Raw genomic sequence first — 24752 nt, forward strand, 5'->3', positions numbered from 1 at the left:
CTGTTGGCGGCGTAGCAGATGTCCGCAGACTAGCCTTAAACGGCGTCCATATGAAGTTGTTGCTACAAATGGCTACAAAATCACCACGCAAAAAAAACGCCCCGAACCAGTCGGGGCGTTTTTTCGAGGATGCGGCCTCGGGTTACAGCTTAGCGGATACCGTCCTGGCCCAGGTTGCCCGGCTGGAATTCGCTCTTGGTGGCAGAGAAGCCGAAGTCATAAGCCTGTTTCTCTTCGTTCTTCATGCCCAGTGCCAGGTAACGACCGGATTGCAGGTCGTACAGGGTCTCCAGCGCGTACCACGGCACTTGCTTGTCGTAGTAGTCCTCGGCATGGGCTTCGGCGACGCGCCACAGCTGACCGCGACCGTCATAGTGGTCGATGACCGCTGCCTGCCAGGTATCTTCATCGATGAAGAAGTCACGTTTGGCGTAGATGTGACGCTGACCCGGTTTCAGGGTAGCCACCACGTGCCAGACGCGACGCAGCTCGTAACGGGTCAGGTCCTGATTGATGTGGCCGGCCTTGATGATGTCGGTGTACTTCAGCGTCGGCGAATCGATCTTGTAGCTGTTGTTGGCAATGTACATCTCTTTCTTGCCTTCCAGCTTCCAGTCATAACGATCCGGTGCGCCGTTGTACATGTCGAGGTTGTCGGAGGTACGCAGACCGTCCGCCGCAGTACCCGGACCGTCATAGGACACTTGTGGTGCCTGGCGCACACGGCGCTGACCGGTCGCATAGACCCAGGCCTTGCGCGGTTCCTTCACCTGGTCGAGGGTCTCGTGCACCAGCAGCACGGTGCCAGCCAGACGAGCCGGCGCGGTCACTTTCTGCTTGAAGTAGAACAGCACGTTGCCCGGGTTGGCCGGATCGTAGTCCTTCATCTTGTCGCGGAACACGAACTGGTCCTGGAAATACACCAGGCTGAACGAGCCGTTGGTCTGCGGCGTCGCCTGGGTCACCAGACGGGTCACGCTGCCACCGCGATAACGGGTGATGTGGTTCCAGATGACTTCCAGACCGTCTTTCGGGATCGGGAACGGGATGGCGGTCTGGAAGTTTTCCAGGCCGTTGCCGCCCGCTACCAGCGTGGTGGTCGTGGCATTTTTCTTGATGGCCGCAAAGACGTCATCCGGCACGGTGGCACCGCGATGGGACGGGTAGACCGGCATCTTGAAGGTGTCCGGGTAACGCTTGAACATCGCGTACTGGCCCGGCGCAAGCTTGTCCTTGTACTGGTCGACGTTCTGCGCGGTGATGGTGAACAACGGTTTCTCACTGCCGTACGGATCGGACAGAAAGCCTTTGCTGTCGACGGTGCCGGCATTCTTCGCCAGCGGCTTCCAGGCCGGGATCGAACCGTCGGCGTTGCCCGCCATCTCGGCGCCCATCGGGGTCAGGCTCTTGCCCAACTTGTCGGCTTCGGCGGCAGGGACCGCCGCCATCACGCTGGTCGCCAGCAGCGAAAGCCCCAGAACACCGGCGTGGAACAGATTCTTTGTTATTTTCATAGGTTTGTTCGTCCTGAAAAAACTGCGCTTAGAAGTTCACGCCAACACTGAGGGCAACGAAGTCGCGATCATCCACCGTGCTGTATTCGCCACCAAAGAAGTTGGTGTAGGCCAGGCTTGCGGTGTAGGTGTTCTGGTATTCGGCATCCAGCCCGAGGCTGATGGCCTTGCGACCTTCCTCGAAGTTGCCGCCAGGGCCCGGGGAGTAACCCTTGACGTCGTGGGACCAGGCCACGTTCGGCTTCAGGTTCACACCGGCGAACACGTCGCTGTAATCCCAGATGGCACGAGCGCGATAACCCCAGGAAGTAGCGGTGGTGAAACCGTTGTTGTCGCAGTTGCTGGAGCGGTTGCTGGTCGATGCGCCAGGGCCGGCACCGTTGATGGTCGAGGTGTTGAGGATCTGCGAGCAGGTATCCAGGCCGCCAGTGGACGGCAGCTCACCCGGACCGAAGACCGGATCGCGGCCGTAGCGGGCCTCGGACTTGCTTTCCAGCCCACCGACGTGGGTCACGCCGACTTCACCCACCAGGGTCAGGCGGTTGGCGCCCATGACCTGATCGAAGAAGTGCGTCAGGGTGGTTTGCAACTGGGTGATTTCCTTGCGGTTGTAACCGTGCAGGTCCTGGCCCGGAACGCCATTGAGGATCGAGGCGTTGGTCAGCGCGCCGCCCAACGGACGCACACCGGCGAACAGGATGTCGGTGGAGTTCAGTTGCACCGGCGCGTTCGGCCGGTAGCTGATCTCACCGCTCCACGCCGTGCCGGTAGGCAGGGTGGTGGAGAAGCTCAGACCGTAGAGGCGAATGTCCTCTGGATACTCGATGAAATACTCGGAGTTACCCGCCACCACCAGAGGGCCCAGAGCCTGGAACGGGCCAGGCAGAGCCTTGACGCCGTTATAGATCGACTGTGGCGCACCGGTTGCGCTGAAGATCGGCGCACGGCTGTGGTAGTTCATGAAGTAGGCACCGAACTCGGTCGCCAGCGGATCGAACATGTACTTGGCGGACACGCCCCACTGCCCGCTGTCCCGCGCATTGCGGTTCGGGGAGCGACGTACCAGCACGCCTTCTTCGTTGACGTCGACATTGGCGGCCGCCAGCGGGCCGAGGGCAACGCCTGGAATGGTCGAGCGCTTGTTCAGCACGCGCAGATTGTCGTCGCAACCGGTGGTGACGATGTCAGGCTGGGAGAAGAAGGTGCCGCAGTTGTCGGTCACGGTCTTCTGCCAGTCGATCTGATAGAAACCTTCGGCCGACAGGTTTTCGGTGATGCTCTGGGACAGATAGAACATGTTGACCGGAATCAGGCCTTCCTTGATCTCGGCGCCCGGACGGCGGAAGGCGGAAACGTCGATCGGGTTGATCGAGTTGATGCCGCCACCGATGAAGGTACTTTCACCCCAGTTCACCACCTGCTTGCCCAGACGCACCGAACCCGGCTCATCGGCAATGGCGTAGTTGTGATAGATGAACGCATCGAGGATCTGGCCGCCCGAAGAACGGGCCGCCACGTCGCGGTTGTGGTTGCTGACGTCCTTGTATTCCAGGTCCTGGTTCTGCAGGGCGAAGTCGTACCAGTACTTGCCCCGGACGAAGACACCGGTGTCGCCGTATTTCAGTTCGAGGTCATGGATGCCCTTGAAGATCTTCGAGAACGCTTGCCCGCTCTTGAAGTTCAAGTGACCGTCGTCGGAGGTCTGGGACAGGCCCCGGCCGCCGTTGTTGACACCAATAAGATCCTTGTTCGGCTGCTGGGTCGACACGCTCATGCCCAGGGAGAGCGAGGAGTCGAACTGGCCTTCGATTTCACCGACGTTGAAGCTGACGCCGAATGCGGGCCCGGCGAGCGTGGAGGCAAGACTGACCGCCAGAGGCAGTTTCGCCCGGCGCCAGAACTGGTTTACTGAGGTCATCGACGCTACTCCATGTGCATTATTGTTATGGCAGTGAGTACTTTTAAAAACGCCTGAAGGACCGGGCGCCAGGAGCCTCCCGAAATCGCTTCAATGTTGCATTGCCCCGTTTCTAAAAATCCTTGAGCGGACTATAGCCAGCAGGTGGTACGGCTTGATCCCTCTAAAGTGTGATTTGCAGCTGCCGGCCACTCTGGAACAGTCCTTTCGCCAGTCCGACACATGTCGGCCCGGCAAGGATGGCTGATTTTTCCGATTTCACAAGCCAAGCGCTTGCTTGGTGGGGCTGGCGCGCCGTTTTCGGCGCGCCAGGGGACACTCAAAGTGTCGAGAGGAAGGTGCTGTTGTTGGCCTGCCATTCGGTGATGTCGAGGCGGATGCGCTTCTTGTCGAGCTTGCCGACACTGGTCTTGGGAATTTCAGTAACAAGCGCGATCTGGCTCGGGATTGCCCACTTGCTCAGGTGCCCCAGTTCCACGAACGGCTTGAGGTGTTCCTTGAGCTCGCGGGCCCCGATGGCGTGCCCTTCGCGGATCACCAGCAAGGCAAATGGACGCTCGCCCCACTGCGGATCGGCGATGCCCACCACTGCTACTTCACGTACCGCAACGTGACGGCTGATCAGGTCTTCGAGGTCCAGCGAGGAAATCCATTCGCCACCGGTCTTGATCACGTCCTTGATCCGGTCGCGGATGTCGATCACGCCCATGCTGTCGAGCGTTGCCACGTCGCCGGTGTGCAGCCAGCCACCGGCCCACAGCTCGGCGCCCTTCTGCGGTTCGTTGAAATAGCCCTCGGTCAGCCACGGTGCACGCAGCACCAGTTCGCCCTGGGTTTCGCCATCGGCGGGCAGGAAGTTGCCGTCGCCGTCGACGATGGCCGCTTCAACGAGTGGCCCCGGTACGCCGGCCTTGATCCGGTAGGTGGTGCGTTCGTCTTCGGTGCCCGCCATCAACTCATCGTTCAGATGCGCACAGGAAACCAACGGCCCGGTTTCCGACATGCCATAGGCCGCCGTCAGTTGAATGCCCTTGCTCTTGGCCGTTTCATACAGCGTGCGGTTGAGCGCACTGCCGCCGATGACGATTTTCCAGCCACCGAAATCGGTGCCCTGCGCGCCCTTGGCGTTGAGCACCATCTGCAGGATGGTCGGCACGCAGTGAGAGAACGTGACCTTCTCCTTGCGCCACAACTCGACCAGAAACTCCGGGTCATAACGTCCCGGATAAACCTGCTTGAGCCCGAGCATGGTCGCCACATACGGCAGACCCCATGCATGCACATGGAACATCGGGGTGATCGGCATGTACACGTCGTTGGTGCCCAGCAGCCGCACGCTGTCGATGGCGCCCATGATGGTCGACACGCCCATGGTGTGCAGCACCAGTTGCCGGTGGGTGAAATACACACCTTTCGGATTGCCGGTGGTACCCGTGGTGTAGAAGGTGGTGGCGACCGAGTTTTCGTCGAAATCCTGGAAGTCGTACTGCGGGCTCGCGGCCGCCAGCAGTTGCTCGTACTCGCCGACCAGATTCGGCAGCTCCGCGGTTTTTTCCGGAAGATCGGTCAGCAGCAGGGTTTGCTCCACCGTGGTCAGGTGCGGCGCGATGGCCTGGTACAGCCCGACAAACTCGCTGTTGACCAGCACGAAGCGGTCCTCGGCGTGATTCATGGTGTAGAGAATCTGTTCCGGTGAGAGGCGCACGTTGATGGTGTGAATCACCGCGCCGATCATCGGAATGGCAAACATGCATTCGAGGTAGCGATGGCTGTCCCAGTCCATCACCGCCACGGTATCGCCGGCCTTTACGCCGGCTGCCGTCAGTACGTTGGCCAGTCGCGCGACCCGCTCGATCAGGGTCGGATAACTGTAGCGCAACTGGTCACGGTAGATGATCTCGCGGGTTTTTCTCGTAACGGGCGCCCGACATCAGCAGCCGTTTAATCAGCAATGGATACTGGTAGGCCCCTTCGGCGGGCGGAATAACGCGAGTCTGCAACATAAGAATCCCTTTTCTGACTGCACGGTGTTGGCGTTGGAGTTTTGTACTCTAGAACCCTTATACGCCAGCCAAATCAGCCAAAGGAATGATTTGCAGAGCCGTACAAATGCTAGCTTTGCGCCAGCATTTGTCGGATTTCGTCACCGGTCAGGCCGTTTGCCCTACAGCCGCTTCGGAAGGCGTACGTGGGAAAACCACTGCCGCCAGGAACGTCAATGCCCCAAATCCGGCCAGAATCAGGTAAAGCCCCACAAAACCATGGCGCGGTTCGACATAGGAAATCAGCGGAATCGCCGTCGCGCTGGCACCGAACGATAAACAGTAACGCAAGGCAAACACCCGGGACTGCCATTGCGGCGCGACAAAATTGGCGACCATCGAATCGTTCACCGTCACCTGGCCGAACACCACGAACATGAACGCCGCACCGAGCGCGATCACCGCCCAGCCATCGACGTAAGCCATGGCATAAAGCAGCGGTGCCTGAAACAGCGTCAGCACCACAAATGGCCATTTCAGACTGACCCGGTGCAGCAATTGCCCGATGCTCAACTGCGCCACTGCACCGAACGCGTACGCCAGGCTCACCACCACACCAAGGGTCTGCGGCGAGGCGAAAAGGTCATGCAAGCGCTCCTGGAACAGTTTTGGATAAGTCATGGTGGTGGCGTTGAACACCACGCCGCCGGTGGCCGTGGCCAGTGCCAGCACGCCGAACACCATGACCATCGAAATACGCTGGCCACCGGCGCCCTTGAGCGCGGTGTGCGGGCGCTTGGGGATAGGCTCCTCACGCACCTGCAAGGCAAAACCGATCCCCAGCACGATGGCCACGGCACCCGGTATCAGGAATGCCGAACGCCAGCCGAACTGCGCCACCAGCAAACCGGTAATCAGCGCCGAGAACGCCACACCCAGGTTGCCCCACATGCCGTTGATGCCGATTTCGCGACCGCGATTCTGCGCGTAAGCCACCAGCATCGCCGTGCCGACCGGGTGATAGATCGCGGCAAAAATACCGATCAGGGTCAGGCCGATGACCAGCATCGTCGGGCTGTTACTGAGGCCGGTAACGATTGCCGAAGCACCGATACCGAAGAAAAACACCAGCATCATCCGCCGCCGGCTCCAGTGATCGCCCAACCAGCCGGCCGGTAGCGAACAGGCGCCGAACGCGATGAAGCCTCCCAAGGACAGGCCGATCAGTGCGGCATAGTCGAGGTCGAAGGCCTGGGTCATGCCAAGCACGGCGGCAGGAAAAATCAGCATGAACATGTGATCGATCACATGGGCTGCGTTGATGTAGCGGATGACATTTCTGGATTGATTCATCGCGGCACGCTTTCTTGTGGTGAACAGATGAGGGTGAGCGCTTATGCTAAGTTGGCGAAAAAGCGCATTCCTGCCATACAAGTCAGTGAACCGGACATGTTGATCAGCCATTTCGAACACGGCCCGGTGAGCGCCTATCCACGGGATTACCTGGACGGCGCACACCAGCCATTGCACCTGCATCGTGAGGCACAGCTGCTGTATGCAGTGAGCGGCGTCATGCGGGTGGTCACGGCGCAAGGTGCGTGGGTGATTCCGCCGACCCGCGCAGTGTGGATTCCACCGGAAGTCGGCCATGAAATCTTCATGTCCGGCGATGTGCAGATGCGTTCATTGTTCATCGCGCCCGAACTGTCGCCGGCCAGCCTGCAACACTGCTGCGTGCTGGCGGTGACGCCATTGCTGCGCGAACTGATCCTGCGGGCGGTGCAGGGCCCGCCCCACGCTGACAACCCGCTGATCCAGCAATTGATGCTGGAGGAACTGGCCGGCCTCGAAAACCTGCCGCTGCACATCCCGATGCCGAGCGACCGGCGCCTGCAGAACATTTGCCTGGCGCTGCTGCGCGAGCCCGATCACCCCAACACCCTGGAAGACTGGGCGCAGCAGGTCGGTGCCAGCTCGCGCACATTGGCGCGGCTGTTCCAGCAACAATTGCAGATGAACTTCAATGCCTGGCGCCAGCAACTGCGCCTGATGGAAGCCCTGCCCCGCCTGCTCGCCGGGGACAGCGTGCAGAGCGTGGCGCGGGATCTGGGTTACGGCAGCGCGCGGGCGTTCAGCGCGATGTTTCGCCGTTTGCTCGGGGACAATCCCCGGGAGTACCTCAACGCCCTGAATCAGCTCAGTTCGATCAATGCATCTCGGTGAACGCGAGCTTCACGCCGATGGCGATCAGCACGGCGCCCATGGTGCGGTCGAACCAGTGGCCCATGCGGGCGAAACCGGCACGCACGCGCTGCTGACTGAACAGCATCGCCACCAGGCAGAACCAGGTGGCAGTCGCAGCTGCCAGGTAAATCCCGTAACCGGCCTGCACTGCCAGTGGCGTGTGCGGGTTGATCACCACGGTGAACAACGACAGGAAGAACAGCGTGGCTTTGGGGTTCAGACCGTTGGTCACGAAGCCTGAAGTGAAAGCGCCACGGGCGGTGCGTTCGCCGGCTTCTTTGTGCAGATCGTCCGTCACGGTCTTGGCCGGTTGCGCGCGCAGGGCCTTGTAGCCGATGTACAGCAGGTAAGCGGCGGCGGCCCATTTCAGGGCGTTGAACAGCACGATCGATTGCGAAACGATCAGGCCGATGCCCAGCAGTGAATAACCGACGTGCAGGAAAATCGCCGTGCCCACGCCCAGTGCCGTCCAGGTGCCGGCGCGACGCCCGTGGGTCACGCTCTCGCGCACTACCACGGCAAAGTCCGGGCCGGGGCTGGCGACGGCCAGCAGGTGGATCAGTGCAACGGTCAAGAACTCGGTCCAGTACATGGGGGCTCCTTTCGGCCAGGCGTAACGTTTTGTTTCATCTGTTAGGCTCGGCAGATTACGCCTTCCCTTCAAAGCACAACAGGTACAGTTGATGACGAACGCCCACCGCGCCGTATTCCTCGATCACCCTTCCCTGGACCTCGGTGACCTTGACCTCGGGCCGTTGCGCGCCTGCTTCAGCGACCTGCAATTGTTCGCCCAGACATTGCCTGCGCAGGTTGCCGAACGCCTGCAAGGCGCGACCGTAGCCATCAGCAACAAGATCCTGATCGATGCCGCCGCCATGGCTGCCAATCCACAACTGAAGCTGATCCTGATCACCGCCACCGGCACCAACAACGTCGATCTGGCCGCCGCCCGCGCCCACGGCATCACCGTGTGCAACTGCCAGGGTTACGGCACGCCATCGGTGGCGCAACACACGATCATGCTGTTGCTCAATCTCGCCACGCGTCTGGCCGATTATCAAAAAGCCGTCGGTGAAGGCCGCTGGCAGCAGGCGAAACAGTTCTGCCTGCTGGACTACCCGATCGTCGAGCTGGAAGGCAAAACCCTCGGCCTGCTCGGGCACGGCGAACTCGGCGGCGCGGTCGCGCGTCTGGCCGAGGCCTTTGGCATGCGCGTGTTGCTGGGGCAGATTCCTGGGCGTCCAGCACGCCCGGATCGCTTGCCACTGGAAGAGCTGCTGCCGCAGATCGACGCCCTCACCCTGCACTGCCCGCTCAATGAGCACACCCGCCACTTCATCGGTGCCCGCGAACTGGCGTCGATGAAACCCGGTGCCTTCGTGGTTAACACCGCCCGTGGCGGGTTGATCGACGAACAGGCCCTGGCCGATGCCTTGCGCAACGGTCATCTGGGCGGTGCAGCCACCGATGTGTTGAGCGTCGAACCGCCAACCCAGGGCAATCCGCTGCTGGCCGCCGACATCCCGCTCCTGATCGTCACCCCGCACAACGCCTGGGGCAGTCGCGAAGCGCGGCAGCGGATCGTCGGCCAACTGGTGGAAAACACCCAGGCGTTCTACAGCGGTAAGGCGCTGCGGGTCGCCAGTTGATAAACTGCGGCACTTTTTTTCACAGGAGCAGTTATGGATCCGCGCAGTGAAGTACTGCTTCGTCAGGTCGAGTTATTCCAGGGTTCGTTGTTGCTGGCCGGTCTGCCCGCCGACGACCTGCTCGGGCGCCTGCCCAATGCCTTCGGCTGGTGCTGGCATGCCGGCGATCAGGCGGCGCTCGATGCGCGCTTCGAAGGTCGCAGCCATTTCGGCGTGAATGTGCCGGAGCGCGAGTTCGACAGCGCGGTGGTGTTCCTGCCCAAGTCCAAGGATCTGACCGACTACATCCTGAATGCCGTGGCCTCGCGTCTGGCCGGGCGCGAAGTGTTTCTGGTCGGGGAAAAGCGCAGCGGCATCGAAGGTGCCTCCAAGCAGCTCAATCCGTTCGGCAAGCCACGCAAGCTCGACAGCGCGCGTCACTGCCAGTTGTGGCAGGTAACGGTGGCCAATGCCCCGCAAGCCAAATCCCTGGAAAGTCTGGCCCAGACATACGAACTGCCGCTGGCCGAAGGCCCGTTGAAGGTCATCAGCCTGCCGGGCGTGTTCAGCCATGGCCGACTGGATCGGGGCAGCGCCCTGCTGCTGGAACACCTGGACAAACTGCCGAGCGGTCATCTGCTGGACTTCGGTTGCGGTGCCGGCGTACTTGGCGCGGCGGTCAAACGTCGCTACCCGCACAATCAGGTCACTCTGCTCGACGTCGACGCCTTCGCTGCCGCCAGCAGTCGCCTGACTTTGGCCGCCAACGGTCTGGAAGCCGAGGTGTTGACCGGTGACGGCATCGACGCCGCGCCGATGGGGCTGAACGCGATTCTGAGCAATCCGCCGTTCCATGTCGGCGTTCACACCGACTATTTCGCCACCGAGAACTTGCTGCGAAAAGCCGCCAAACATCTGAAAAACGGCGGCGAACTGCGCCTGGTGGCGAACAGTTTTCTGAAGTACCAGCCGCTGATCGAAGAGCATCTTGGCGTGTGTGCAATCAAGGCCGAAGGCAATGGTTTCCGGATTTACCGGGCCAAGCGCGGCTGAAAATTAGCACTTGCCGAATGGATTGCGCCTAGGCAGAATCCGCTCCGTCCTAGGGGAGTAGTCTCCCACGAGCGCCATGCTCGTCCGGCATACGTCAACATACTTGATCCTCAGATCATGGCGTATGCGACCCAAGCGTCCGCAGCAGACGGATCGCAGGGTTTGACAAGACCTATGACACGCACACCTTACCCGGGGCGGGAAGGCTGTACGTGTCATAGCCGTGTCGACCCGCCCCTTAGGAAATCCTGATGCTGGACTCGTTACTCGTTCCCACCGCAATCGTTGCCTTGGCCGAAATCGGCGACAAGACGCAACTGCTCGCGCTGATTCTCGCCGCTCGCTTTCGCAAACCCTGGCCGATCATCGCCGGCATCGTCGCGGCGACCCTGGCCAACCACGCGGCAGCCGGTGCGGTAGGCGCCTGGTTCGGCAGCTTCTTCTCCGATGCGGTCCTGCACTGGATTCTCGCCGCAAGCTTCACCGCCACCGCCCTGTGGACGCTGGTGCCGGACAAGATGGACGACGATGAAGCCAGCACCGCCCGTAAGTTCGGGCCGTTCCTGACCACCCTGATCGCATTCTTCCTCGCGGAAATCGGTGACAAGACCCAGATCGCCACCGTGATGCTGGCCGCGCAATACCCTGAGCTATGGCTAGTGATCATCGGTACCACGGCGGGCATGCTGATTGCCAACGTGCCGGTGGTACTGGCAGGTAACTTTGCGGCGGAGAAACTGCCGCTGACCCTGATCCGTCGCCTGGCCGCCTCGGCGTTCATGATTCTGGCGATCGTCGCGGTGTACAAGGCGATGCAGAGCAGCGGCTGGGTCTGATCCGACAGATCGCTCCCACACTCAGTGCGGGAGCGATCATTGCTTCAGGACTTTGGCGCTTTTTCGTAGAGCGGCATGACCTTCGGAATCGCCGCCTGCAACGAGGCAATCCGGCTGGACGATGCCGGGTGAGTGCTCATGAACTCCGGCGGTGCACCTTCAGACGCCTTGCTCATCTTGTTCCACAGGGTGATCGCGGCGTTCGGGTTGTAACCGGCGCGAGCCGCCAGCTCCAGGCCGATCAGGTCGGCTTCGTTCTCGTTGGCGCGGCTGTTGGGCAGCGTCATCCCGTAGTTGGCCACGGTATCGGCCAGCGCCAGGCTGTCCTGACCCAGACCGAGCAACGCGCCAGCGCCCTGCTTGGCCATTTCGATGCCATAGGCCTTGGACATCGCTTCACGACCGTGCTCTCGAAGGGCGTGGGCGATTTCATGGCCCATCACTGCGGCGATTTCATCGTCGGTCAGTTTCAGGCTGTCGATCAGCCCGGTGTAGAAAATGATCTTGCCGCCAGGGCCGCAGTTGGCGTTGAGCTCGTCACTCTTGATCAGGTTCACTTCCCACTGCCATTGCGCGGCATCCGGACGGAAGTTCGGCGCCTGGGCAATCAAGCGGTTGGCAATCGCCTGAACCCGTTTGGCTTCGTTGCTGGTCTTGTCCAGCACGCCTTTGCTGGACGCCTCGCCAACGGTCTTCTGATAGGACTGGGCATACATCTGGTCGACCTCTTGCGAGGACAGCATGCTGAACATGTACTGCTTGCGTTCCACGCCCACGGCACCGCCGCTGGTGGTGTTGACCGACTGACAACCGGCCAGCAACAGCGCTGCGCTCAGTGCACTTACAACCAATGTCTTGTTCATTCAAAAGCTCCCTGAAAACATGCCGCGTATCCTAGGCGGGTAATTGTATCGACGCCAGATACAACAGACGTGTTGCACCCAGTTTCAGAAGGCGCCCCCGGCCCTGTAGGAAAAAATTCATATCCGCCGACAAGCCCTGCGCATCTGCGTCGCGCACTGCTCCATTTGCGACATCCGCCTTCAATTGCGCGCACTTCGCCTCATGGCGCAATAGTGGCTGCCGATACAGCAGCGCAGACGTCCTCTTGCGTGCGGAGCTTCCATGAAATTCAAGTCGATCCAGTTTTCCGTGGCGGCCCTGGCCGGCGCCATCGTTCTCAGCGTGGTGGCTGCGCTGGTGCTGTATGCGCTGTTTTCCGGCGCCCGCACCCAAGAGATGGTCCAACAGCGGACCCAGGACCAGTTCGAACAAGTCATCGAACAACGCCTGACCTCGCTGGCGCAGACCCAGGTCAGCCAGATCCAGCGCGAGCTCGAAGCGCCGCTGCTGATTGCCGGCGGGCTGGTGCGGGTCAACGCCCTGCTCGGCACGCCCGGCGCCGATGGCCAGCCACGACTGACCGTCAGCCGCGAGCAACTGATCAGCCTGATCAAGGAAAACGTCGAAAAGAACCCGAAGATTCTCGGCACCTACATCGGCTGGGAAAAGAACGCACTGGACCACAATGACGCGGCCTACGTCGGCACCAGCGTGGTCGGCATCGACGCCGCCAACGGACGCTTCCTGCCGTGGTGGTTCCGCAACGACGACGGCACGCTGGGCCTGGACAAACTGGTGGACGTCGATGACCAGAAAGTCCTGTCCACCGGCGTGCGCGCCAGCGAGTACTACCTGTGCTCGAAGGAAACCAAAAAATCCTGCGTGATCGATCCGGCGCCCTACAAGGTTGGCGACAAGATCGTCATGCTCGCCTCCTTCATTGAACCGATCATGCTCAACGGCGCCTTCCAGGGCATCGTCGGCGCCGATCTGTCGGTGAACTTCATCAGGAAATGCTCCTCGGGGCGAACCAGAAGCTGTACAGCGGCGCCGGGCAAATGGCCCTGATCGGCGGCAACGGCCGGATCGTCGCCTACACCAAGGACCCGAGCAAATTCGGCGAGAAGGTCAGCGACATCCTCGACGCCCAGCAGATTGCCAACATGGCCAATCTCAAGCGCGGCGAAGTGACCTATTCCGTCAATAAAGAGGCGGGCCGGATCGAGTTGTACCTGCCATTCGGCATCGGCCAGACCGACGCACGCTGGACCCTGATGCTGCAACTGCCACTGAATGCGGTGATGGCCGATCTGCAAAAGCTGCAAGGCGACCTCGACGCCCAGCGCAAATCCGACACCTTCGGCATGGCCATGGTCGGCCTGATCATTGCCGGCCTCGGCCTGCTGGTGATCTGGCTGGTGGGCCACGGCATCGCCCGCCCGCTCAAGCAAATGGTCACCATGCTCGATGACATCGCCCAGGGCGAAGGCGACCTGACCCGTCGCTTGAGCAGTGACCGCAAAGACGAACTCGGTTCAATCGCCAAAGGCTTCAATACCTTCCTCGCCAAGCTGCAGGCGATGATCACGCAGGTGGTGTCGTCGGTGCAGAGTGTCAGCGACTCCTCGGAGCACACGGCGGACATCGCGATCCGTACCAATATCGGCATTCAGAAGCAGATGGCCGAGATCGATCAGGTCGCCACCGCGGTGCAGGAAATGACCGCTACGGCCCAAGACGTGGCGCGCAACGCGACTCAGGCCGCACAAGCCGCCAGCCATGCCGACCAGGCCGCCAGCCAGGGCATGCAGATCGTGCGCGACACCTCGAATTCGATCGGTGTGCTGGCCGTGGAAATCGGCAAAGCGGTGGACGTGGTGCAGACCCTGGCCAAGGACAGCGAAAATATCACTGCCATCCTGATTGCCATTCGCGGGATCGCCGAACAGACCAACCTGCTGGCCCTCAACGCCGCCATCGAAGCGGCCCGTGCCGGCGAGCAGGGTCGCGGATTTGCCGTGGTGGCCGATGAAGTGCGCAACCTGGCGCAGAAGACCCAGAAGGCCACCGAAGAAATCCAGAGCATGATCCAGCAACTGCAACAGGGCACCCGCGATGTGGTGCGGGTCATGGAAGACAGCCAGAACCGCACCGACGAAAGCGTGCAACACGCGGCCAAGGCGGCCGAAGCGCTGGAGACCATCACTCAGGCGGTTTCGGTGATCAACGACATGAACACCCAGATCGCCAGCGCCGCCGAGGAACAGAGCGCAGTGGCCGACGACATCAACCGCAACGTGATCAACATCGGTCAGGTGGCAAACGAAGTGGCCGGTGGGGCGGACGAGTCGAGCTCGGCGAGTGCCGATTTGACCAAGCTGGCGGAGCAGCAGCGGCGGTTGATCAATCAGTTCAAGGTTTAAGAGCCATCCCCTCACCCCAGCCCTCTCCCGGAGGGAGAGGGAGCCAACCGAGCTGACTTCCGTCATACATCGACCTGATAAATAGTGTCGATTATGGATTCAGCAAAGAACCTTCAAGTCGGTGTATTTCTGCAATATCTCTCGGTCAGTCCCCTCTCCCTCCGGGAGAGGGGAGGCTTTTGATCTGGATGCTTTAGGCCGGGGTCAAACACTCCGGCCCATTGAGTTTCGGATCATTGACCAGGTTCGCCAGCACCCGCTCGCGCAAGGCCGCGGGTTCGCTGGCGAGCAGGCCTTGCAGGACATGCAGCGGCGTCTCGGGGTCGAGCCACAGCGCCTGCCCCGCCTCGTCGAGAATCAACGGCCGGCGCTGACTGGCCGCCGGCTGGGTAATCACTGCGGTACTGAGCCAGACCTGCTCCTGCACCGGATATGCCTCCCAGATCGCCGCAAAGAACAACGAAGCCCCTTCTCCCGGCGTCAGCCAGTACGGCTGTTTGCGCACATTGCCGCGCCATTCGTAGAAACCGTTGGCCGGCAGCAGGCAGCGACGCAGGCGCAGGGCCTCGCGGAACATCGGTTGTTCGGCCACGGTTTCGGCCCGGGCGTGGGCCGGGGTGCGCGACAGGTCGGTCAGCCACGGCGGCGTCAGGCCCCAGCGGGCGCGGGCCAGGGTGCGCTGGCCGTCAGGCTCGGCGCGCAGCATCAACACCGAATCGTTGGGGGAAATGTTCCACTGCGCTTGCTGATCGGCGGGAAAACCTGGCAGCGCCGCGAAGTCGCGGTTCCAGCGAAACAGGGCATAACGTCCACACATGGGGCAGCACGACTCAAAAATAAAACGAACGCCAGCCTAACAGACCAGCGTACCGGGAAAGCTCTCCGGTTCATCGCCGGGCAGCGGCAGCGCGGCATTGTACGCGCTGATCAGTTCGCGGGCGTATTCGGCCTGATCGTTCTCGACCGACAGTCCCAGCAGACCGAAGATCGGCAGCTCGCCGGTGCCGCCGAGCAGATCGCGCCCCACCAGATGCGCCTCGATGCCTTCACTGGCGAGCATGCCCTTGAGCATTTCGCCTTCCATCAGGTTTTCCGGTTCGTAGATTCGCTGCATGGGCGCACCTCACTCGTTTTCGCTGAACACTTCCAGAAACCAGTCCTGGCCATCGACCTGCAACACAAAGGTGATCGGCCGGCAACACACCTGACAGTCTTCGATATAAGTCTGATCACCCGCCGACAGATCCACTGTCGTCTCGACTTCCTCCCCACAGTACGGACATTCATACAGTGCGCTTTCCAGCATCGCGGTCTCCCGGGTGACTTGTGCGTATAATCGCCGGTCTATTTGCAGGGCTAATTTTGTCTGGCTACTTTTTCAGACCGTGCCCCGTTGGTTTTCGATCAAAACCTTTACTTACCCTAGCCGTTTCCAACAAGAGAGCATGATGGGCGAATTCGATGCCATCCGACCTTACGACGACAGCGAAGTACCTGCGGTACTGGCAAGACTGCTCGGCGACAAGGCGTTTCTAGATATCCTCACCCACTTCCGCTTCCCGCGTTTCGCCGGTGCCTTCGGCTGGATGCTCAAACCACTTATAGCCCATCGGCTGCGTCGTGAGTTCGCCGACGTGACCTCCGTGGCGACGTTGCAGGACAAGGTCGAGTTCTACGTCGACCACACCATCGAGCGCGCCACCGACGGCGTGACCTACACCGGTGTCGAGCAATTCAAGTCCGGCAGCGCCTATCTGTTCATCGCCAACCACCGCGACATCGTGATGGACCCGGCCTTCGTCAACTACGCGGTGTACCACGCCGGCCTGCCGACGCCGCGCATCGCGATTGGCGACAACCTGCTGCAAAAGCCTTTCGTCAGCGACCTGATGCGCCTGAACAAGAGCTTCATCGTTCACCGCTCGATCACCGGGCGCCGGGAGAAAATGGCCGCGTACCAGTTGCTGTCGGCCTACATCAACCACTCGATCCGCAACGATTGCGCCTCGATCTGGATCGCCCAGGCCGAAGGCCGGGCCAAGGACGGCGACGACCGTACCGAGTCGGCGATCCTCAAGATGTTCCACATGAGCCGCAAGGACGAGCCGTTCGGCGAGGTCATCCAGTCGCTGAACCTGACCCCGGTATCGATCAGCTACGAATACGACCCGTGCGACCAGGCCAAGGCCCGCGAACTGTACATCCGCGCCACCACCGGCACCTACAGCAAGGCGCCGGGCGAGGATGACGTGAGCATCGCCAAGGGCATCACCGGCTACAAGGGCCGGGTGCACGTGAACTTCGCCGCGCCGATCACCGAGCTGTTCGAAGACACCAAGCAACTGGCGGTCGAGATGGACAAGCAGATTCTCGGCGGCTACCGGTTGTTCCCGGTGCATTACCTGGCGTACGCGCAGTGGGCGGATGCCGATCCGCAACTGAACGTGCCGAAGGCTGCCGACCTGTTCGGTGCCGAAGAACTGGCCAAGGCCCAGGAAGAATGGCAAAACCGTCTGGACGCCTGCCCTGAGGAGCATCGTCCGTATCTGGTGCTGCAATATGCGACGCCGGTGCGCAATCAATACCGGGTCAAGGCTGGCTTGCCGCTGTAAGCGGTTTCGAGCGGATACAAGAACGGCGCCTTCGGGCGCCGTTTTTCGTTCAGTAGCGGGTACTGATCCAGGAAATCAGCAACGCCAGTCCCAGACAGGCGAAACCGAATCGATAGAAAAACCGGTTCATGCGCAGGGTCGCCCAGTCCAGCACCGGTTCCTGATCCGGCTGGCTCTGGCGCTGGGCCGCGATACTGGCCATTGCCCGTTGCTCACGCCGACGGGTCGCGTGCAGCAGCCAACTGCCCGGGAAGGCCAACAGCAGGGCCAACAGGTTGATCAGTTTGGCGGGATGGGCGGTAAACAGCGTCATCAAGTGCATCACAGACCTCAATCTAAACCGGAATGGCGAACGCCAGACCGACGACCGCGGCGCGGATTCTACCGAAACCCTCCCCCACTGCCCTACCCTTTGCGACAAATTACCCATCAATCGACCGATGGCTGTCCTGTGTCACGGCATCGTCATTTGTTTCGGCCACCCTGCGCGCCTCGAAACGTAAACGGAATGCGACATGCTTCACGCTGAAAACCAGGATCGCCTGTACCTCATCTCCCCGTCCGACGAACAACAGACCCTCGTCGGCAGCCTGGCCTTCAATGTTCAGGACCGTCACTGGCTGGTGTATTGCGCCCTCGGCGGGCATCAGCATGCGGATTTGCCCGAAACCGACCTGCTGACCGGTGTCAGCGTTCTCGACTTCTACTCGCAAGCCGCCTGAATGAAAAAAGCCCGGAGCCATCACTGGCCTCGGGCTTTTTTACATCAACCGAACGCTTTATTCAGCGAGGATCTGGCCGATGGACGGATCCTTGAACACACGGGTCAGCGCATCGCTCAGTACGTCGCTGACCAGTTTGGTGTTGGTTTCCTGGTTCGGCGCCATGCCGAAGCGCTGATCCAGCGAGGCACCGTAACGGCCGCTGTAGCGACGGTTGCCGCTCTGCACGTCGGAGCGGAAGGTCGCGCCGATGGTGGCTTCGGTCACGTACATGCCTTCTTTCGGCGACTGGTATTTCAGTTCAGTCAGGGTCACGGTCAGTTGTGGAGCATTCATCGCACCGTTGGACGGGGTGAAGCCCAGCAGACGCACGGCCGCTTCGGCCTGGGCCTGCAACTTCGGCACGATCTGCTCGCGCTGTACGGTGATGGCGCTGGTTTCCGGGTACAGGCCACCGCGGGTGCCCAGGGTTGGCGACGGACGACCGTCCACTACGCGAACCACGACAGGCTGGCCGTGGCCGACCGGTGCCAGCTGAGTGGTCAGCTTCGGTTCCGGGCTCAGTTGTTGCGGGCTGTGGGCGCAGCCAACCAGGGTCAAACTGGTCACAGTGATCAAACCGAACAACAGGCGTTGCAACATGCTCTTCTCTCCAGAATCAGGCACAGACAGGCCCGCAGTATAGCGGTGGGCCACTGCGGGTCACCAGCACTGAAATCTCAGACAAACCCCGCTGCGCGCGGTTCCTGTCACAGATTGTTCACCCTCCATACATGTTCGCTTCACGGTCTTTTGACAATCTTCGTCACAGATCTCCAGAAGGAACACACACCATGCGTTATCTGATCTCGTTGTTCGCTCCACGCCCGCTGCACCGCAGCTTCGCCCTGCTCGACCGCAACGGCCATTGCCAGGCTTTCAAGCAATGCAGCCTGCAGCCAATGGGTGACGGCTGGGTCGAAATCGAGGAAATCCGTCTCAACTGGTTGCACCAGCCGCTGCCGGCCAGCGCCCGGGTCGAACAGCAGCGCCCTCGCGCACGCGCCCAGGCGATGCTGAGCATCTGACCGGATGCCTAATAAAAGTCATTAAACTCGACCAACTCCCCGCATTTCTTCGATACAATCTCCCCCGATTATAAGGACGTCTCCTGATCGGGCCCCGCAACAGCGTCAATGCGCTTGCATTGGCATCCAAATCGCCCACAGAGAGCCGCCCACACAGATCGAGTGAAGCTGGCGTGCTTGCTGTTTCCCTGGCAAATCCCCGCTTTTCGCGAATCTGCAGAGCTGTCATGACGCTCGGTCACTGAGTTGTTTGCCCCTCCGGGCACGGTGCCAGCCGGGACAGCCCTTTTTGAGGTTCACGTCTTCAAAAGAGCGTGAAAAAAACGGGTTTTCACAACTTCACAAGAGTGTGGCGAGCAAATGAATAGTTTTGCGTCTGAACATGCACCATTAGCGTCTGAAACAGCCCAACGACACAGGAACGGGTACGCCTCGAATACCGGAGCCTGAAGCCTGTCCGCTACGGATTTGGTTGCACAAACGGATGTCTCGACCATAAGTCGAATTGCCAGCCACTTGCTGAAATGAGTTCATGTGACTCTTGAAGCCAGGCCGCACGCATCCGTCGAAGTTGCGAAAAATTGCGAAGATTCGGACATGGCAAACCTGGCCATGGGTACCTGGGGCGTAACTGACCTGCCCCGGACACCTGGCAGCCATGCCGACAATTTGGTGCTGCAGATTTTGGAGACGCGTTAAATGGCGCATAACGAAGCAGTCGACGTAGTTCTGGTTGGGGCCGGCATCATGAGTGCCACCCTTGCAGTGCTGCTCAAGGAACTCGACCCGGCGATCAAGCTGGAAGTCGTCGAACTGATGGATTCCGGTGCCGCGGAAAGTTCCAACCCGTGGAACAACGCCGGTACCGGCCACGCCGGCCTCTGCGAGCTGAACTACACGCCGCAGAATGCCGACGGCACCGTCGACATCAAGAAAGCCGTACACATCAACACCCAGTTCGAGGTGTCGAAGCAGTTCTGGTCGTACCTGACCAAAAAAGGCACCTTCGGCTCGTGCAAGTCCTTCATCAGCCCGGTCCCGCACCTGAGCTACGTCGAGGGTGAAAAAGGCGTTTCGTTCCTCAAGGAACGCTTCAACACGCTGCACAAGCATCACGCCTTCGCCGACATGGAATACACCGAAGACAAGGCGAAGATGGCCGAGTGGATGCCATTGATGATGCCGGGCCGTCCGAAAGACCAGGTGCTCGCCGCCACCCGCGTGATGAACGGTACCGACGTCAACTTCGGCGCGCTGACCAATCAGTTGCTCAAGCACCTGACCAGCGCCCCGGATGCCCAGGTCAAATACTGCAAGCGCGTGACCGGCCTCAAGCGTAACGCCAACGGCTGGACCGTCAGCATCAAGGACGTCAACAGCGGCAGCAGCCGTGAAGTAGACGCCAAATTCGTGTTCCTCGGCGCCGGTGGCGCGGCCCTGCCGCTGCTGCAAGCCTCGGGCATCGAAGAGAGCAAAGGCTTCGGCGGCTTCCCGATCAGCGGCCAGTGGCTGCGTTGCGACAACCCGGAAGTGGTCAAGCATCACCAGGCCAAGGTCTACAGCCAGGCGGCGGTGGGTTCGCCACCGATGTCCGTGCCGCACCTGGACACCCGCGTGGTCGATGGCAAGAAGTCCCTGCTGTTCGGGCCATACGCCGGTTTCACCACCAAGTTCCTCAAGCACGGCTCCTTCATGGACCTGCCGCTGTCGGTTCGCGCCGGCAACATCGGCCCGATGCTGGCCGTGGCCAAGAACAACATGGACCTGACCAAATACCTGGTCAGCGAAGTGATGCAGTCGATGGAACAGCGTCTGGAATCCCTGCGCCGTTTCTACCCGGAGGCGAAAGCCGAAGACTGGCGCCTGGAAGTGGCCGGCCAACGGGTGCAGATCATCAAGAAAGACCCGAAAAAGGGCGGCATCCTGCAGTTCGGTACCGAACTGGTAGCGGCGAAGGACGGCTCCCTCGCCGCCCTGCTCGGCGCTTCGCCAGGCGCTTCGGTGACCGTTTCGATCATGCTGGAACTGATCGAGAAATGCTTCCCGGCCAAGGCCAAGGGTGAGTGGGCTGCCAAACTGGCGGAAATCTTCCCGGCCCGTGAAAAAGTCCTGGAAACCGACGCTGCGCTGTATCGCAAGATCAACGCGCACAACAACGTCGCGCTGGAACTGGTTGAAGCCAGCAACGAGACCGAAAGCTACGCCTGATTCGGCTCCATGAAAAACGCCCCGCACTCGATGAGTGCGGGGCGTTTTTTTATGCCTGTGGAAAACTTCGGCTATCAGCCGCGCGCTTTCTCGATCAGCTCGATGTATTCCGGTGCGTTGCGTTGATCGCGGATCTGGTCGATGAAGGTCTGGCCATGCTCGTCCTTGCCGTCCACGTCATAACCGGCTGCAACGAAGAACGTCAGAAAACGCTCGAAATCGTCGATGCGCAGGCCACGGTAAGCCTTGACCAGTTTGTGCAGCGACGGAGAAGTGGCGTCGACCGGCTCAAAATCGAGGAACAGCTTGATCTGCTCATCGCCGATCTCGTCACCAATCACTTGCTTCTTATCTTTACGCATTGCCGACTCCAGCTCGCAGACATTTCACGGGGCGGGCAGTTTACCCCCGCCCGGGCACAGGGCTCAACGCGCACGCGTGCTACCGGTGTGCAGATCGGCCCAGATGTGGCCGTTGGCGTAGCTGAGGAATTGCACATACACGGTGTCATTGCGCAGCAGATCGATGATCACCCGGTATTGGGCCAGCGGATAGAACAGGGTCAGGGTCTTGCGCTGGTCGTCGTACACCGGTTTTTTCAGGCTTTTGCTTTCGCCGTCAAAACTGACCAGCACCTGATTGATCGTCGCGCCCTTGTTCAAGGACTTGCCCTTGAGGCGGATCATCAATGGCGAAGTGACCGGAATCGGCTGCTGGTTGGACTGACGCTGGGCGCCGACCACCACCGAATAGTCGGTGACCTGCAACAGTTGCTGCTGTTCGGGTTCGGCATCGCGCAGGGTCAGATCGTCGGGCGGCAGGAACTGACTGTGCATCGGCGCGGCGGCCAGGGGCAGGCTGAGGGTCAGTAACAGGGCGGCGCAGCTGCGGATCAAGAGGCTCATGACAGGCTCCGGAGGGCGGGGCCGAGCACTTTAGCAGCCTTTAAAAGCAAAAGATCGCAGCCGAGGCTGCGATCTTTCAGGGGTTCTTACATGCCTTTTACGGCGAAGATCCCGTTGGCGTTGCGCCAGTAACCTTTGTAGTCCATGCCGTAACCGAAGATGTAACGGTCAACGCACGGCAGGCCGACGAAATCGGCTTTCAGGTCAGGACGAGCCTTGCGGTCGTGATCCTTGTCGATCAGTACTGCGGTGTGCACGGCACGGGCACCGGCGTGTTTGCAGAAGTCGATGATCGCGCCCAGAGTGTGACCTTCGTCGAGGATGTCGTCGATGATCAGCACGTCACGGTCGATGAACGAGACTTCCGGCTTGGCTTTCCAGAACAGGTCACCGCCGCTGGTTTCGTTGCGATAGCGGGTGGCGTGCAGGTAGGACGCTTCCAGCGGGAACTGCAGATGGGTCAGCAGTTTGCCGGAGAAAATCAGCCCGCCGTTCATCACACAGAACACCACCGGGTTGCTCTCGGCCAGTTGTTCGTTGATTTGTGCACCGACGCGGGCAATGGCAGCCTCGACTTCAGCTTCGGTGTACAGGCAGTCAGCCTCTCGCATGATTTGACGGATATGCTCGAGATCAGCGGACATGGCGCTCTCAAGGGGGTCTGTTTCGGAAAAGCGGGCAAAGGTACGCATCCCGCACGGCCGAATCAAGCATTTGTGGACTAACGTACTGTATGTCCTATAGGACATCACCCTCGGATAGATTAATCTAGGCCGGTTTTTTTGCCCGCCGCCGGAGCCTTTCCCCATGTCCATCCAAGAGATCCGCCATCCGCTGATCCGTCACAAACTTGGCCTTATGCGCCGTGCAGACATCAGCACCAAGAATTTCCGCGAGCTCGCTCAGGAAGTCGGTGCCCTGTTGACCTATGAAGCTACCAAAGACCTGCCGCTGGAAACCTACGATATCGAAGGTTGGTGCGGTACGGTGTCGGTGGAGAAAATCGCCGGCAAGAAGATTACCGTCGTGCCGATCCTGCGTGCCGGCATCGGCATGCTCGAAGGCGTGCTGAGCCTGATCCCGGGCGCCAAGGTCAGCGCCGTCGGCGTTGCCCGTAACGAAGAAACCCTGCAGGCCCACACCTATCTGGAAAAACTGGTTCCGGAAATCGACGAACGCCTGGCGATGATCATCGACCCGATGCTCGCCACCGGCAGCTCCATGGTCGCGACCATCGACCTGCTGAAGAAGGCCGGCTGCAAGGACATCCGCGCGATGGTGCTGGTTGCCGCGCCGGAAGGCATTGCCGCCGTCGAGCAGGCTCACCCGGACGTGATCATCTACACCGCGTCCATCGATCAGAAACTCAACGAGCACGGTTACATCATTCCTGGGCTTGGCGATGCCGGTGACAAGATCTTCGGCACCAAGCAGAAGGACGCTTGACCATGCAGGATGAGTTCAACGATCCGCTCTGGCGCACGGTGCTGTCCGGCGCGCAGATGCTGTTCGTGGCTTTCGGCGCCCTGGTGCTGATGCCGCTGATCACGGGCCTTGACCCGAACGTGGCATTGTTCACCGCAGGTCTGGGCACGATTCTGTTCCAGATAGTCACCGGGCGTCAGGTGCCGGTGTTCCTCGCGTCGAGCTTTGCTTTCATCACCCCGATCATTCTCGCCAAGGGCCAGTTCGGCCTCGCCGCGACCATGGGTGGCGTGATGGCGGCCGGTTTCGTCTACACCTTCCTCGGCCTGGCCGTGAAGATCAAAGGCACCGGGTTCATCGACCGTCTGCTGCCACCGGTGGTGATCGGTCCGGTGATCATCTCCATTGGCCTGGCCATGGCGCCGATTGCCGCCAACATGGCGATGGGCAAGGCCGGTGACGGCTCGGAGCTGATCCACTATCAGACCGCGATGATGATCTCGATGCCGGCGCTGCTGACCACGTTGATCGTGGCGGTGTTCGGCAAAGGCATCTTCCGCCTGGTGCCGATCATCTCCGGCGTGCTGGTAGGTTTCGCCATGTCGTTCTATTTCGGTGTCGTCGACACCGCGAAGATTGCGGCGGCCCCGTGGTTTGCACTGCCTCATTTCACCGCGCCGGAGTTCAACTGGCAGGCGATCCTGTTCATCGTCCCGGTGGCGCTGGCCCCGGCCATCGAACACATCGGCGGCGTGATTGCGGTCGGCAGCGTGACCGGTCGCGACTACCTGAAGAAGCCAGGCCTGCATCGCACCCTGCTGGGTGACGGTATCGCAACCACAGCGGCCGGTCTGTTCGGCGGTCCGCCCAACACCACTTACGCCGAAGTCACTGGCGCGGTGATGCTGACCAAGAACTACAACCCGAAAATCATGACCTGGGCGGCGATCTTCGCCATCGCCCTGGCGTTCATCGGCAAGTTCGGCGCCCTGCTGCAAAGCATTCCGGTACCGGTGATGGGCGGGATTCTGTGCCTGTTGTTCGGTTCGATCGCAGCGGTGGGGATGAACACCCTGATCCGCCACAAGATCGATTTGGGCGAAGCACGCAATCTGGTGATCGTTTCGGTGACCCTGGTATTCGGGATCGGCGGTGTGCTGGTCGGCACCGGCACAGGTCCCGACGACTTCGGCCTCAAAGGCATCGCGCTGTGCGCGGTGGTGGCGATTGCGCTGAACCTGATCCTGCCGGGCAACGACAGCTGGAAACACAAGAAGGCGGATGAGCCACTGCTCTGATTCCAGCAGTCAGATCAGTTTTGTCCGTCAGATAGCCTTCGCGGGCAAGCCCGCTCCCACATTTGATCTCCTGT

The 24752-nt window shown here is 60.7% G+C and carries 23 protein-coding genes, 2 pseudogenes and 1 riboswitch; of the genes and pseudogenes, 11 read left to right on the top strand and 14 right to left on the bottom strand.

From position 1 onward, the window contains the following. Positions 1-149: 149 nt before the first annotated feature. The 4 genes and pseudogenes from R1A29_RS23860 to R1A29_RS23875 all read right to left on the bottom strand — a co-directional run bounded on the left by R1A29_RS23860 (position 150) and on the right by R1A29_RS23875 (position 6767). Positions 150-1514: a DUF1329 domain-containing protein gene (locus R1A29_RS23860; protein ID WP_085709331.1), complete on the bottom strand. Its 1365-nt coding sequence runs from the start codon at positions 1512-1514 to the stop codon at positions 150-152. Between the two features lie 28 nt (positions 1515-1542). Further along, positions 1543-3432, bottom strand: coding sequence for a DUF1302 domain-containing protein (locus tag R1A29_RS23865; protein WP_432217693.1), 1890 nt, complete (start codon positions 3430-3432; stop codon positions 1543-1545). Between the two features lie 319 nt (positions 3433-3751). Continuing rightward, positions 3752-5435, bottom strand: a pseudogene (locus R1A29_RS23870) (fatty acid--CoA ligase). 147 nt (positions 5436-5582) lie between these two features. Continuing rightward, positions 5583-6767, bottom strand: coding sequence for an MFS transporter (locus R1A29_RS23875; RefSeq protein ID WP_438299757.1), 1185 nt, complete (start codon positions 6765-6767; stop codon positions 5583-5585). A 96-nt stretch (positions 6768-6863) separates the two neighbouring features. On the opposite strand from R1A29_RS23875, the gene R1A29_RS23880 reads away from it, so the two are divergent. Further along, positions 6864-7637, top strand: a complete 774-nt coding sequence (locus R1A29_RS23880; protein WP_085709327.1) for an AraC family transcriptional regulator — start codon at positions 6864-6866, stop codon at positions 7635-7637. Here R1A29_RS23880 and R1A29_RS23885 read toward each other — a convergent pair. After that, on the bottom strand, positions 7621-8250 hold the full coding sequence (locus tag R1A29_RS23885; RefSeq protein WP_114885453.1) for a LysE family translocator: 630 nt from the start codon (positions 8248-8250) through the stop codon (positions 7621-7623). The two genes, R1A29_RS23880 and R1A29_RS23885, sit on opposite strands and share 17 nt — an antisense overlap. A 91-nt stretch (positions 8251-8341) precedes the next feature. Here R1A29_RS23885 and R1A29_RS23890 point away from each other — a divergent pair, with 91 nt between their 5' ends. From R1A29_RS23890 to R1A29_RS23900, 3 genes are all read left to right on the top strand, one after another. Further along, on the top strand, positions 8342-9307 hold the full coding sequence (locus tag R1A29_RS23890; protein ID WP_438299758.1) for a 2-hydroxyacid dehydrogenase: 966 nt from the start codon (positions 8342-8344) through the stop codon (positions 9305-9307). 33 nt (positions 9308-9340) lie between these two features. Continuing rightward, positions 9341-10339, top strand: a complete 999-nt coding sequence (locus R1A29_RS23895) for a class I SAM-dependent methyltransferase (RefSeq protein ID WP_305833603.1) — start codon at positions 9341-9343, stop codon at positions 10337-10339. 39 nt (positions 10340-10378) lie between these two features. Next, positions 10379-10503: riboswitch (yybP-ykoY riboswitch) on the top strand. Between the two features lie 87 nt (positions 10504-10590). Further along, positions 10591-11175 carry a TMEM165/GDT1 family protein gene (locus tag R1A29_RS23900; RefSeq protein ID WP_085709323.1) on the top strand — a complete coding sequence of 195 codons (585 nt, stop codon included), beginning with the start codon at positions 10591-10593 and terminating at the stop codon, positions 11173-11175. A gap of 44 nt (positions 11176-11219) precedes the next feature. On the opposite strand, the gene R1A29_RS23905 is transcribed toward R1A29_RS23900, so the two are convergent. After that, a complete protein-coding gene (locus R1A29_RS23905) occupies positions 11220-12038 on the bottom strand; it encodes a M48 family metallopeptidase (protein ID WP_096822780.1) in 819 nt (272 codons plus the stop codon). Between the two features lie 262 nt (positions 12039-12300). Here R1A29_RS23905 and R1A29_RS23910 point away from each other — a divergent pair. After that, positions 12301-14441: pseudogene (locus tag R1A29_RS23910) on the top strand (methyl-accepting chemotaxis protein). 193 nt (positions 14442-14634) lie between these two features. Here the strand turns inward: R1A29_RS23910 and R1A29_RS23915 are convergent. From R1A29_RS23915 to R1A29_RS23925, 3 genes are read right to left on the bottom strand one after another with little or no spacing between them, the layout of a single operon-like run. Next, on the bottom strand, positions 14635-15258 hold the full coding sequence (locus tag R1A29_RS23915) for an SOS response-associated peptidase (RefSeq protein WP_432217698.1): 624 nt from the start codon (positions 15256-15258) through the stop codon (positions 14635-14637). A gap of 36 nt (positions 15259-15294) precedes the next feature. Continuing rightward, positions 15295-15555: a putative signal transducing protein gene (locus R1A29_RS23920; RefSeq protein ID WP_085709319.1), complete on the bottom strand. Its 261-nt coding sequence runs from the start codon at positions 15553-15555 to the stop codon at positions 15295-15297. Positions 15556-15564: 9 nt separating this feature from the next. Further along, positions 15565-15747, bottom strand: a complete 183-nt coding sequence (locus tag R1A29_RS23925; protein ID WP_085709318.1) for a CPXCG motif-containing cysteine-rich protein — start codon at positions 15745-15747, stop codon at positions 15565-15567. Between the two features lie 139 nt (positions 15748-15886). On the opposite strand from R1A29_RS23925, the gene R1A29_RS23930 reads away from it, so the two are divergent. Continuing rightward, positions 15887-17053 carry a 1-acyl-sn-glycerol-3-phosphate acyltransferase gene (locus R1A29_RS23930; RefSeq protein WP_438299759.1) on the top strand — a complete coding sequence of 389 codons (1167 nt, stop codon included), beginning with the start codon at positions 15887-15889 and terminating at the stop codon, positions 17051-17053. Between the two features lie 49 nt (positions 17054-17102). On the opposite strand, the gene R1A29_RS23935 is transcribed toward R1A29_RS23930, so the two are convergent. Then, the gene (locus R1A29_RS23935; protein ID WP_114885469.1) at positions 17103-17375 is read right to left on the bottom strand and encodes a hypothetical protein; all 273 of its coding nucleotides are present in this window, start codon (positions 17373-17375) and stop codon (positions 17103-17105) included. Between the two features lie 193 nt (positions 17376-17568). On the opposite strand from R1A29_RS23935, the gene R1A29_RS23940 reads away from it, so the two are divergent. Next, the gene (locus R1A29_RS23940) at positions 17569-17775 is read left to right on the top strand and encodes a hypothetical protein (RefSeq protein WP_039766399.1); all 207 of its coding nucleotides are present in this window, start codon (positions 17569-17571) and stop codon (positions 17773-17775) included. Positions 17776-17832: 57 nt separating this feature from the next. Here R1A29_RS23940 and R1A29_RS23945 read toward each other — a convergent pair whose 3' ends face one another. Next, the gene (locus tag R1A29_RS23945; protein ID WP_114885471.1) at positions 17833-18417 is read right to left on the bottom strand and encodes a YajG family lipoprotein; all 585 of its coding nucleotides are present in this window, start codon (positions 18415-18417) and stop codon (positions 17833-17835) included. Between the two features lie 191 nt (positions 18418-18608). Between R1A29_RS23945 and R1A29_RS23950 the strand changes: the two genes are divergently transcribed. Then, a complete protein-coding gene (locus R1A29_RS23950) occupies positions 18609-18842 on the top strand; it encodes a hypothetical protein (protein ID WP_039766297.1) in 234 nt (77 codons plus the stop codon). A gap of 699 nt (positions 18843-19541) precedes the next feature. Continuing rightward, positions 19542-21050: a malate dehydrogenase (quinone) gene (mqo, locus tag R1A29_RS23955; protein WP_114885473.1), complete on the top strand. Its 1509-nt coding sequence runs from the start codon at positions 19542-19544 to the stop codon at positions 21048-21050. A 74-nt stretch (positions 21051-21124) separates the two neighbouring features. Here the strand turns inward: mqo and R1A29_RS23960 are convergent, their stop codons facing one another. The 3 genes from R1A29_RS23960 to R1A29_RS23970 form a co-directional block, all read right to left on the bottom strand. Continuing rightward, positions 21125-21412, bottom strand: a complete 288-nt coding sequence (locus R1A29_RS23960) for a PA4642 family protein (protein WP_438299760.1) — start codon at positions 21410-21412, stop codon at positions 21125-21127. A 63-nt stretch (positions 21413-21475) separates the two neighbouring features. After that, positions 21476-21955: a hypothetical protein gene (locus R1A29_RS23965; RefSeq protein WP_085709313.1), complete on the bottom strand. Its 480-nt coding sequence runs from the start codon at positions 21953-21955 to the stop codon at positions 21476-21478. An 86-nt stretch (positions 21956-22041) separates the two neighbouring features. Next, on the bottom strand, positions 22042-22599 hold the full coding sequence (locus R1A29_RS23970) for a hypoxanthine-guanine phosphoribosyltransferase (RefSeq protein ID WP_085709312.1): 558 nt from the start codon (positions 22597-22599) through the stop codon (positions 22042-22044). Positions 22600-22762: 163 nt separating this feature from the next. Between R1A29_RS23970 and upp the strand changes: the two genes are divergently transcribed. Beyond that, positions 22763-23401, top strand: a complete 639-nt coding sequence (gene upp / locus R1A29_RS23975) for a uracil phosphoribosyltransferase (RefSeq protein ID WP_011335903.1) — start codon at positions 22763-22765, stop codon at positions 23399-23401. Between the two features lie 2 nt (positions 23402-23403). Further along, positions 23404-24678, top strand: coding sequence for a uracil-xanthine permease family protein (locus R1A29_RS23980; protein ID WP_248739363.1), 1275 nt, complete (start codon positions 23404-23406; stop codon positions 24676-24678). Positions 24679-24752: the final 74 nt, after the last annotated feature.

The organism is Pseudomonas sp. NMS19W, assembly GCF_051554255.1.
GTDB classification, from domain to species: Bacteria; Pseudomonadota; Gammaproteobacteria; order Pseudomonadales; family Pseudomonadaceae; genus Aquipseudomonas; species Aquipseudomonas kribbensis.